The sequence below is a fragment of the Flavobacterium sp. 90 genome (assembly GCF_004339525.1).
Taxonomy (GTDB): domain Bacteria; phylum Bacteroidota; class Bacteroidia; order Flavobacteriales; family Flavobacteriaceae; genus Flavobacterium.
Genome location: NZ_SMGE01000001.1, coordinates 5,257,932 through 5,270,152, shown reverse-complemented (window position 1 = coordinate 5,270,152; position 12,221 = coordinate 5,257,932). Strand labels below are relative to the sequence as shown.

Here is a 12,221-nt window from a genome sequence, read left to right as displayed (position 1 = left end):
TCATTAACATTATTATCATTCGATAGCTATGGAGGGGTGCTATATAAATTAAGAAGCTATATATAATTTAAAAACCTCCCAAAAACTGGGAGGTTTTTTCGTTTAAAACAAACATGAAAAATTCAGTAACAATTATCATTATCACAATTATCACTATTTGTCTCTTATGACGAGTCAGGATTATATTGTCTAATACAAAACCTTTCTCAGTCCAACGAGAAAGGTTTTTTTATTTCTGAAAAATTGAAATTAAAAAACTAAACAAAAATGAAAAAGCAATACACATTAACAGTTTACACGGAAGATCAAATCGGTCTCATCAATAAAATAGCCATAATGTTTTTGAGGAAGAAGATTAATTTGAAAAGTCTCAATATTTCATCATGCGAAATTGACAAAATGTACCGCTTTACCATTGTAGTGAACGAAACATTAGAAATTGTAAAAAACTTAACGCTTCAAATAGAAAAAATTATTGATGTTTTTAGATGCTACTATAATACAGAACATGAAATCATATATACTCAGGCAGCGTTGTATAAAGTATCAACCGAAATGATTATGAAAGAAGAAAAAATTAATCATTTAATGAAACAATATAATGCCAGATTTACTATAATTGAAAAGGATTATACTGTATTTGAAATTATGGGGCAAGAAAATGAAATTGATAATTTAACAGAGGCATTAAATAGATTGGGGCTTGTTGAATTTATAAAAAGTTCTACAATTGCCCTTATGAAATCCGGTGAAGGATTTGGGAAAGAATTATTGGAAATTGAAAAAAATAATCAATACAATCAACAATAATAAAATATTAAGATATTAAAAACTGAAATACTTCAAATTCAAAAAGTTTGGAATCTAATTTCAAAAATCTGTCAATAAAATCTAAAAATATTTTTATATTTAAGATTCAATCAAGCAGTTAACTATTTGATTGAATTATTATTAATAAAGTTAAACTAATGAGGGTGTTTATTGAATTGAAATAATTAGTGAATATTATATTATAACATATTACAGTTCTTAAAACATTTTCTCTTCTACTTTTTTACCATTATAATTGATAACCTTCTTCAAACCATTAGGCATTACGATAGTAAATTTTCTGTTGGTTAACATTCCATTATATTGTCCTTTTCTATTTGAAATCGTTATTTTTTTTGATGCTTCATTCCATAAAAACTCAATTTCAGAATAAGATCCTTTCTCATAATTATAATTATCAAACTCATCCTCATAAAGTACAAAAGAACCATCTTTTCCTGGATATACTTTTATCTCCAGGTTATCCCATTTTTTCTCGGTTGCAAATTGCACTTTTGGTCCAAACGGAATAATTGCTCCTTCTTTTACATAAATCGGAATCATGTCTATAGTTGTTTTTCTTGTAATTTCCTGACCTCCGTTAATTTTCTCATTTGTCCAGAAGTCGTACCAATTTGCACCAGCTGGCAGATAGACATTCCTTGACTTTTCTGCTGTAAAATCTACAGTTACTTTTTCTGCATTTTTTTTATCTCCTTGTTTATCCCAGCCTGTTGCTTCATTAACTTTTACTATTTTCTCCGGAGTGTATTGTGCCTGGACAACAGGAGCTACAAGAATTGATTTACCAAACATAAACTCGTCTTTAATATCCCACCCTTTCTTATCAGCTGAAAAATCCATAAACAAGGCACGCATAAAACTTGATTCTTTATCAGTAACCTCCCATGATGTTGAATAAATATACGGCAAAAGTGTGTAACGCAGATTTATAAATTTATCTATTGCATCATAAATGGGCTCTCCTTTTGTACCAAAATTATAAATCTCTCTTGGAACATCTGTTCCGTGAGAACGCATCATTGCATTAAAGGTACCAAACTGAATCCAACGTACGTAAAGTTCCTGATAAAGCGGATTTTTAGCACCTGATCCTTCATTCCAAGGTTGATTATAAGCTCCTGCAAAAAAACCGCCTATATCTGAATTCCAATGTGGTATCCCTGTAAGGGTAAAATTCAAACCGGCAGGAATCTGATTGCGAAGGGTTTCCCAGCTAGAACCTGTATCACCAGACCATGTATTGGCTCCGTAACGCTGTTGCCCCGCAAAAGCAGATCGCGTTAAAATAAACACACGTTTATCTGAAGTCGTTTTACGCTGATGATCGTAAACTCCACCCACGGTCATTAAAGGATACGCATTTCGTACTTTTCTAAAAGATCCCAGATAGGTTTTTGTATCATAATCTTCTGGTTTTATCTGAAGATGATCTGGTTCTGTAGAGTCCATCCACCAACCGTCAATTCCTCTAGAAAATAATCCCTGATTGGCATATTTCCAGTAAATATCTCTTGCTTCCGGATTGTAAGGGTCATATACGCTCACTCCTGAAGGATAATCCAGATTTGGCGGCCATATTTCTGAACCGGATTCCGGCCAGGTTGTAATATTAAATAACATTCCTTTTTTATCCATTTCCTTATACGGTTTTGTCTGGGGACCAAAAGAAGACCAAATCGAAATAATCATGTGTGCATTAAGATTATGAACATCGTCAACCATTTTTTTTGGATTTGAAAATTCAGGATTTAAGAAATCCATTGCATTCCAAAGGTAATTGTTGCCCCAATATTGCCAGTCTTGTATTATTCCGTCAAGGGGTACCGAAAGTTCTCGATATTTTTTAACGACATCGACCAATTCATTCTGACCTTTGTATCGCTCTTTACTTTGCCAGAAACCATACGTCCACAACGGAAACATTGGCACTTTACCGGTTAGTTCCCTCATTTTACCAATTACTCCATCTGCATTACCTCCATACATAAAATAATAATCAACACCATCTCCTACAATTGATTTAAACGAAGTTTCATTGACATCATCTGTAAATTCTGTTGGAGAATAATTATCCCAATAAAGTCCGTAGCCCTTTATTGACTGAAAAAAAGTCACAGCATCTTCTACATTTCCCTGCTCTAGATGATATTTTTGATTTCTTTGGTTTAAATCTCCTTTTTGGTGTTGTCCCAAACCATAAATAGGTTCCTCTTTATCTAAAAGAAAAGATTGTGTGACTGTAAAAGTATTTACTCCTGTATCATTAAAAGGTTCAAATTTTGTTCCTTCAGGTTTTTCTTTTAATAATTCATTTTTAGAAGCTGCAAATGCGATATTTCCTGATGCAGCATTTACACTAACCGTTAATTGATTTGATTTTAAAAGGATAATATTGTCAATCTTTTTGACACTAAAAATAGTTTTTTCAGGCTTTAAAACCACCGACAGACTTTCTTTTGTAAAACTTTTTCCAACAGGAAATTTAGTAATCCTGACAATAGAAGGACTGTAAAATTGTATTTCTATGCTATAGCCATTTGCAGTTGTCTTGATTCCCTGAGTGGTTTTCTGGAAATTTTGCCCATTACTATGAATGCAAAAAAGCAACATAGTACATAAGGAGTAAATAATTTTCATTTCAATTAAATTAGATAGTTTATAGTGGGATAAAAATAACTTTAGTCCTTTTTAAAGTCTTTAAACTATGTTGAAATAATTATAACTCATGTTGAAATCAGATCGCACACATCTTCAAAACACAAACAATCAACACATTAAAAAATAATTAATTTATTCTGCTGAAACATTTCCCTCTCTGCTTTGGCTTGGTGTTTTACCAAAAGCTTCATGAAAACATTTGGTAAAATAAGAAATACTATTAAAACCTACCTGATCAGATACATCTGCGATTGTGAGATTTTTATCCAATAATAATTCGGCTGCTTTTTTAAGTCGGATAGTACGAATAAAATTTGTGGGAGAATGATCCGTAAGGGCCATAAGTTTTCGATATAAACCAGTACGATCCATATTCATATCCTCACTGAACTTTTCTACAGTATACTCTGAATTGGATAAATTATCTGAAATACATTGAAAAGCACGTTTCAAAAATTCCTGATCAATAGGATTATCTGTTAAGGTATCAGCTTTTACTTCCTTTTCTTTAATGAACGTTTTTCGTCTCGTTTCGTTAATCTCCAATAATTTATTAATTCGAAGTATTAACAAATTAATATCGAATGGTTTTACCATATAAGCATCTACTCCAGCCTCATAACCTTCAAATCTAGCTTCATCAGAAGCTCTTCCTGTAAGCATAATAATAGGAATATGACTTATAGCAATCGTATTTCGAACCGTATGACTTAATTGTGGTCCATCCATTTCGGGCATCATCATATCTGTTATAATAAGATCAGGAATGTGGATTATTGCTTTCTTTAAACCTTCTTCTCCATTATTGGCTGTAATCACATTGTAATACTTTTTCAATTCATCAAACAAATAACCTCTAAAAATAGTGTGATCTTCAACAATAAGTATACTTTTTCTTGTTGACTCTTCTCCTACTTCAGAAGAAGGTAATTCAGTTTTTTTCTGAACTGATAATAATACTTTAAAACAAGTTCCCTGTCCTGGATTGCTTACGACACTAACTGATCCTCCATGCATTTCTGCATAATATTTTACCATGTACAGCCCTATTCCACTGCCAGTTGATATACCTTTTTGATTGTCTGCCTGATAAAAACGATTAAAAATATGATCAGTTTCTGTTTTAGAAATTCCAATACCAGAATCTTCAACTAAAATTGTAAGTACTTTATCTTTAGAGTCAATTACGGCTGAAAATTTAATTGTACCACCTGAACCTGTAAATTTAAAAGCATTAGAAAGCAGGTTAATTATTATTCTGGTAATTTTTTGCCTGTCCAGATACAAATCATCGTTTTGCTGGTCTATATTCCAAGTAAAAGAAATTCCATTTTCCTCTGCTATTGAGACATAAGCAATACACAATTCAGTCAGAAACGAAAGATTATCATAAAAGTTACGATGTAATATTTCTTCGCCTGTATCTATCTTTTTAAAATCAAGCAGCTGATTAACAGTATCCAATAAAAGATCACTATTGGAGCTTATTCGCAGGAGTTCTTTTTTAATTTTCTGATCTTCTACTTTTGCAAGCAGCGATTTTAAAGGTGTTATAATAAGTGTGAGTGGCGTACGCAATTCATGACTGATATTGGTTATAAAATCAGACTTGGCTCTTTCTATAGCATGATCTTGCTGTTTTTTGCGGATTAAAATATTACGTTTTACAAGAGCTTTAGAAAGTATAATAATCCCAATACATATTAATATAAAATAGAGTATTTTGGCAAAAGTTGTGTTCCATAAAGGCGGTTCAATGATAATTAAAAGATTTTTATCCTTGCCTGGCCAATGTATTCCATCAGAACTGGCTTGCACCTTAAAAATATAGTGACCGGGAGTTATATTGGTATAACTAGCTTCACCAATTCCGGATGTGGAATTCTCATTGCGCCAATTTTCATCAATATGCTCCAATTTATATCTGTAATATGTTTGTGATGGATTTTTATAATTGAGTCCCGAAAACCCAACACTAAAAAAGTTTTGATCATATTTCAGTCTTAAAGTATCTATTGATGATATCGCATTATTTAAAACAATATTTCCATCTATTTCCTCACCGATTGTCACATTTTTACCAAACAATTTGAAATTAAATAATATTGGATTAAGAACAAATTGATTATCTCTCGCATCATTTCTTTCCAGATTATTCATACCATCTATTCCGCCAATAAACAATCCATTTTTTGAAGAAATAAATGCCGCACGATCTGTAAATGGATATTCCTGAACTCCAGTGTATTTATCGTGATTTACGATTCTAAAAGTAAGTCTGCTTGCTGTTCTTTTTTTAATAATATGACTTATACCGCGTGAAGTCGTAACCCAAAACGAACAATCCTTATCTTCTACTATAGCCTTAATACTATTATTTACTAAACCTTTATCTGTATTTATTTCATATAACTTCTGATTTTTATTGTCCCAAATCGTCAGGTCGTTATAAGTTCCTACCCATAAATCTTGGTCAGAATCAGATAAAAGGCAACTGTATTTATGGTTCTTTTGGCTGAACATAGGCATTTTTTTATGCTCCTTTTCCAAAGGCATACTAATTTTATCGCCTGCTGCATTCATTATAAAAGGTCCGTTAGACGAAATACCAATCAATTTCTGATTCCATTGCGTCATTTGAAATATATTCAAAGGCGAATTAATCAAAGGCGAAAGACCCAAAGACCGCAAAGATTTATTCCACTTTAAAATTCCAGTGTTTGTACAAACATATATATCACCTTGTTTGGTTTCGTATACAAAACTAGTAGATTGTTTTGTATGTTGTTTTATAAAACCATCACGCCCATACACATATAGACCTTTATTGGTCGAAATCCATATTTGACCTGCAGAATCTTTATGAAGGGAATAGCAATATAAATCCGGAACTAATACCTTGAAAGCTTTAGTTCGATTAAGAGGAAGTTCAGCTATATACAAAGCTTCATTTGTGCCAATTAGTAATTTATCATCAACAGTTTCTTCAAAACAGTTTACTTGAAATTCATCATTACTTTTTAAGTTAAAATTGTTTTTTTGAAAATATTTGAAACGAGAACGATCTGGATGCTGATAATAAATTCCTTTATTTAATGTTCCCGCCCAAAGTCCACCCTGACGATCAAACAAAACAGTACTTACTTCAGTTTTTATTTTATGATTATCCGTTAAAGTCAACTCTGGATAAAAAGTTCCAGTAGTATTTCCAGCTTTAAAATACCAAAGACCTTGACTACAGCTTATAAAAAAATCACCATTATTATTGGCAGCAAAAGTATTTAGCCAATACGTATCGGCCTGTAATACCACAACAGATTGTCTTGTTTGAGTATCGTATCGAACCAGTTGCCCCTGACTTATTCCTGCTCTTATTACATATAAATAATCACCTACTGCCGTTGCGTGATTCCATTGCGTAAAATTATCTGAAGTATCTTTGGCAATGAATCCTTTGTAAATTTCTTTTGCCGATGAGCGGTCAAAACAGCGAATTACTCCCGATTTGTAAATTAAATAGACCTTCTTTTTATGAAAAACCAGATCGTAAAGTATATCATTAGCAGCGTCCTTTAAATCAATACTGTTTAAAAAAGAAATTACTTTTTTTGATTCTTGCTCATAACAAAGTAATCTACCTGAATCGTTTACAATCCATATGTCTTTTTTTTCATCAACGAATAAATTAACTGGTGTGCCCTTAAAACCTAATGATTTTAAAACTTTAATCGGATTTGCTTCGCTCTTTTCTTTGGAGACATTAATCAAGCTAATTTTTCCTCTGTATTTAAACCAAATACGATTGTTTTCTAAATAACTGTGATGAAATCCTGTATAGGCTATAAGTGAGGCTGAATTGTCGTCGTCAATTTCTATTGTCTTAAAACCTGAACCGTCATACAAATTGAACATTCCCTCAGTAAAAACACCAATTCTTCCATCTTGCAATTCAATAAAACTACGAATTTTCTCTTCATTGAGTTGCTGCCTGTCTTCAATTGGAGAGAATAAAAAATCTTGTGCACGTACATTAGCAGTATAAAAACATAGCAGTATGTATATCAAAAGTTGAAGGTAACTAGAGAGTTGAAAAAAAACTTTCTCTTTCATAATTCTATTGATCAAACATTTTAATCATCCTCTTTTCATCTATTAGCAGATTGTTATCTATGTATTCCCATCTGTATATTTTAAACTAAAAATTGATATTCTTTAATCAACTATTAGTGTTAAAAGCTATTCAATTAAATATAATTTTAAGTTTTTAAACTCTTCTCTTAAACCATTTTTCGATTTATACTCAAATATATCTAAATTTGAATATAAATCCTTGCTTCTTATTTTGTATTAATAATAAAGAATCGCAATTGTGGATTTCAGTAAATTGTAGTTTATTTTCCCCGCCAAGAAAAAATGAGGCTATACAGATTAATGACAATTACCGTCAAATAAAATCAGATATTGCAGGAATTTTTGAAAGCGAAATGGAACTGATTAAGAATGCCTATACCTTAAAACATTTGGTACAGAAGGTATAAATAGGAAAAACAAAATCACTTACTTATCCTTGTGGAACAAGCAGATTCAAAGGAATTTCCAAGCTATTTTTCGTTATTCCCATCACTACTATTGTACGGAAACGTTTAATATTATCGTCCGCAAAAAATATCTTTCGAGTAAGAATTTCATAATGATTCATTGATGGAACAACAATTACAAGAAAAAAATCGGACTCACCTGTTACATAATAACATTGCTGTATTTCCGGTATTGATATAAACTTTTTTTTAAGGTCATCTACCAATTCGATTTTTTCACTATCAAGAAAAACTTCTACAAGAATAGTAACATTATTACCTATTTTTTCTCTGTCAATTACAGCAATATCTTTTTCAATAATACCAAGTTCACGCAACTTCTTTATCCTACGCTGAACAGCTGCGGCTGATAATCCAATTGTTTCACCAATATCTCTCTGCGGTGTCTGATTATTTTTTTGGATTATTTCTAAAATTTTATGATCAAAGGTGTCCAGCATATTTAAAAGACATTATAGTGAAACAAAATTGCAAATTTGAGTATAAATATAAGGAAAAAGCAAGTACTTTTTGATGCAAATTTGCGCAATAAATAATTTAAAGATGGAAACAAAAATAAAAAAAGGGACTTTATTAGGGATACTTGCTGCAACATTATGGGGAGTTGGTGGAACATTGGGACAATTCTTATTTCAGCAAAAAGGAATAAACGTCGAATGGCTTATAACAGTAAGATTGCTTATTTCAGGAATTGGTCTATTGATAATAGCAAAAGCAACTAAAAATAATATTTTTTTGATTTGGAATAACAAAAAAGATGTAATTCAACTATTAATCTTCAGTATTATAGGAATGCTAGGTGTTCAATATACTTATTTTGCAGCAATTAAACATTCTAATGCTGCGACAGCAACGGTTTTACAATTTGCAGGACCTATTTTGATTGCAATATACTTAGCGCTCAAACACAAACGATTTCCAAAAAAAATAGAATTTATGGCAATACTTTTAGCTGTAATCGGTACTTTTCTGTTAGTAACACATGGAAGAATAGATACGCTTTCTATTTCAGAGACAGCACTTTTCTTTGGTATTGCATCAGCCATAACTTTAGCCATTTATACATTACAACCAAAAGATTTACTCTCTAAATATAACTCTGCTGTCGTTGTAGGCTGGGGAATGCTTCTTGGCGGCATAGCCTTTAGTTTTGTAAAAGCTCCTTGGAGTATAGAAGGTGAATGGGATATTTATACATTTTCTACTGTCGCTTTCATCATCATATTCGGTACATTGATAGCTTTCTATTCTTATCTAAATGCTGTTAAATTGATTGGCGGACAAAAAACAAGCTTGCTCGCTTCTGCTGAACCTCTTGTTGCAGTAATTTTATCGGTTATTTGGCTAAAAACACCTTTTGCCCCTGTTGACTGGATAGGGAGTATTTGTATAATTTCAACAGTATTTCTTTTGACAAGAAAAATCAGTAAGTAATTTAATTTCAAAAAAAACTAATTGGAAAGAATTTGAAATCAAATATTTTAAAAACTCGGAAACGGCAATCAACAAGTTACTGATTGAAGACGAGAACTCTACAACGAATAAAACATGTAAATATTTTCATCAACTTCTTATTCTAAAAATGTTTATATATTTCAGGAATGGAACTTTTTCAAAATTAATTATATTTACGGTTAATAGAATTACCATACTCTTAACTCTATAATTAATCAAATAGGGACGAAATTTAAATAGAATATTAAAACCAAATCCTAAAAAAAATGACAAAACTAATAGTATTCATATCAGCAATTTTACTTTTAATCAGTGGTAGTGATAGCAAAGAAAAAAAAATAATTGCATTATATTCTGCCATTTCATGTCCTTGCGCTCAATGGAAAGTAAAAGATGAAAAAGAAAATATATATCTAGAGAGAGAAAATAAAAAACTCCCTGATGCAGATAAACTTTGGGACGGAAAAACATTACCATTTAAAGTTGCTGTAAAAGGTAAATTTAAACCTGGAAAAGGAATTCCTAAAGGGTATGGAACCAAAGGAGAGCCAGAAGCGGCAAAGATTTTTGTTTACAATCAGATTGAAGTCCTGAAAAAGTAAAATGGAATGATAAAGCAATCTGAAAACTAAGTTAAATTTAGTTCAAAAGCGTTGTAATAAGCAAACTCTAACATTATAGATCCAAAACTGCAAAAAAGTTTAAATGAAGAAAGAAGAACCTATTTATCAGCAACAACATAAAGTTTCTCAGGTTTATTTAAAACAATTTGGATACAAAATTGACAAAGATTACTGGCTTTCGGTTTATAAAATGGGAGAAAAAAAAACTGAAAACGTCCTTATTAAAAATTTTACTGCAGAGACTAATATTTTTGATTTACCAATTGATGATTTTGAAATAAAAAGACATTTTGAAAATTTGAGCAGTGAAGTGGAAAATTTTTATCGTACAGTAATTTCAAATCTTCATAATCAAAAAAGGTTAACAGAAAAAGATAAAGATGTTCTAAATCATTTTGTTGCAAATCTGCTATGCAGAACAAATCCATTCAGAAGATATATTAATGATTTACTAAATGATGATCAAACTAGGGACAAGCTAATTACTGAAATAACCATGTTTTCAAATGATACAGAAGAAAACAAATTGGTTCTGGATCATTTCGGTAAAGATTTCCAATTAAATCTAGCGCTGGGGACTTTGATGAATCACTTGTTAAATGTTTTTAGAACTTTCAAAAAGGTTATAATTAGAGATTGCGATGGAAAAGGCTGGATTACAACTGATAGTCCGATTCATTTAGATAATCAAGGAATTTACTATTGGCTTATTCCGGTAGAAACGGAAATCTATTTCCCATTATCGAAAGATTTTTGTCTTTTTATGTACCATCCTGAATCTGAAAAAACAGACAATCCCTTACGGAAATTACGCATTGATAAAGTAAATAAAATCCCTTACGAACTATTTGAAAAAATCAGCTTAAAAGTTGGTCGGGATTGTGATGAATATTTAATATTTTGTAATCATTATGAACCGACAGATATGCAAATTCAATAAAAATACTGCCAAGAACCATTTCAGTTAGTGATCTCCTATTTGAATTACTGTTTATTTTATATCTTCGGTTAGAGCGAATAATCTGAAATATGGGCTCCTACTCGATCAATCGATCAAAGCTTTCTACGTAATTAAAAATATTAAATTTTACTAATATGGATTGGAATACTTTTTTTTCTACGTTATCACAATCTGCTGCAGGATTAATTTCAATTGTAGCAGCTTTTGTAATTTCAAAACTATTAGGAGAAAATGAAAAACAAGAGACCTATGATAGTCAAATATCAAAACTTATAATCGATTATAACGATATAATTAAGAGAATTTCTATTAGAAAATTTGGATGGTATGATCGTTTAAATATTGAACATAGTCATGATGTGGTCGATGCAATTAGAGAAGGTAATTTTTTAAATTTAAGTGATAACGAGAAATTGACGTTACTTTTTTCACTTGAATCACATTTATTTAAAACAGATGAATGTTTAATGAAATTAAATGAAATGATAGTCAATCACTCTCCACGAAATACCGGTCTTGGAACGTTCCGTGGATCTCCAATGATTTTAGCCCCTAATGGAATATGGGATAAGTTAGGCCAGGAAAGAGAACTAATTAACCAATTACAAATAGATAGTTCTACTTTGATTAATAAATTTAAAGATGTAAGATCTGATTTCTTAATTGTCAAAAACGGTTTAGATTCTTTTAAATACACCTTATACATATTAGCTTTCGGTTTTTTTCTGACTGTAATTTATCCACTGCATTTAATGCCTATCGAAATTGGTAAAGAACCAGAATTAGAATTAAGTATTGAATCAATCTACTCTTTAATATTTAGTATTAAGGGCTTATTTATATTTCTACTATCAATAGTAGTTATTGCTATTTTTGGGTATTTTTTTCTTGTAATTCAAAGAATAAAGAAAAAATATTTAACTCTTGAAGAAGAATTAAAAGAAGATTATTTTCATCTAGTAGGTTATTGCAAGTATTTTTAGAACTCAGAAATACATGTTAGGTAAAAAACTATTTTTTCATTAACTATAGAATCCTACTAAATCGGATGATTTGGTAAATCCTAAAATAGAGGCTAATTTAGTCTCAAAT

Annotated in this window: 8 protein-coding genes; 5 read left to right on the top strand and 3 right to left on the bottom strand. The window is 30.9% G+C overall.

The window, feature by feature from the left end; all coding sequences use genetic code 11:
• The first annotated feature begins 267 nt into the window (after positions 1 to 267).
• Complete coding sequence (ilvN, locus tag C8C83_RS21215; protein WP_121330558.1) at positions 268 to 810, top strand: acetolactate synthase small subunit; 543 nt, start codon at positions 268 to 270, stop codon at positions 808 to 810.
• Positions 811 to 1,029: 219 nt separating this feature from the next.
• On the opposite strand, the gene C8C83_RS21210 is transcribed toward ilvN, so the two are convergent.
• The 3 genes from C8C83_RS21210 to C8C83_RS21200 all read right to left on the bottom strand — a co-directional run bounded on the left by C8C83_RS21210 (position 1,030) and on the right by C8C83_RS21200 (position 8,530).
• Positions 1,030 to 3,471, bottom strand: coding sequence for a TIM-barrel domain-containing protein (locus C8C83_RS21210; protein ID WP_121330557.1), 2,442 nt, complete (start codon positions 3,469 to 3,471; stop codon positions 1,030 to 1,032).
• A 153-nt stretch (positions 3,472 to 3,624) separates the two neighbouring features.
• The gene (locus C8C83_RS21205) at positions 3,625 to 7,602 is read right to left on the bottom strand and encodes an ATP-binding protein (RefSeq protein WP_121330556.1); all 3,978 of its coding nucleotides are present in this window, start codon (positions 7,600 to 7,602) and stop codon (positions 3,625 to 3,627) included.
• A gap of 451 nt (positions 7,603 to 8,053) precedes the next feature.
• Positions 8,054 to 8,530: an Lrp/AsnC family transcriptional regulator gene (locus tag C8C83_RS21200; RefSeq protein WP_121330555.1), complete on the bottom strand. Its 477-nt coding sequence runs from the start codon at positions 8,528 to 8,530 to the stop codon at positions 8,054 to 8,056.
• Positions 8,531 to 8,633: 103 nt separating this feature from the next.
• Here C8C83_RS21200 and C8C83_RS21195 point away from each other — a divergent pair, with 103 nt between their 5' ends.
• The 4 genes from C8C83_RS21195 to C8C83_RS21180 all read left to right on the top strand — a co-directional run bounded on the left by C8C83_RS21195 (position 8,634) and on the right by C8C83_RS21180 (position 12,112).
• Positions 8,634 to 9,524 (top strand): EamA family transporter, encoded by an 891-nt coding sequence (locus C8C83_RS21195; protein WP_121330554.1) that lies wholly within the window; start codon positions 8,634 to 8,636, stop codon positions 9,522 to 9,524.
• 287 nt (positions 9,525 to 9,811) lie between these two features.
• Positions 9,812 to 10,147, top strand: coding sequence for a hypothetical protein (locus C8C83_RS21190; RefSeq protein WP_121330553.1), 336 nt, complete (start codon positions 9,812 to 9,814; stop codon positions 10,145 to 10,147).
• A 103-nt stretch (positions 10,148 to 10,250) separates the two neighbouring features.
• Positions 10,251 to 11,108, top strand: a complete 858-nt coding sequence (locus C8C83_RS21185) for a DUF4238 domain-containing protein (RefSeq protein ID WP_121330552.1) — start codon at positions 10,251 to 10,253, stop codon at positions 11,106 to 11,108.
• Positions 11,109 to 11,263: 155 nt separating this feature from the next.
• Complete coding sequence (locus tag C8C83_RS21180) at positions 11,264 to 12,112, top strand: hypothetical protein (protein ID WP_121330551.1); 849 nt, start codon at positions 11,264 to 11,266, stop codon at positions 12,110 to 12,112.
• The last annotated feature ends 109 nt before the right edge of the window (positions 12,113 to 12,221 follow it).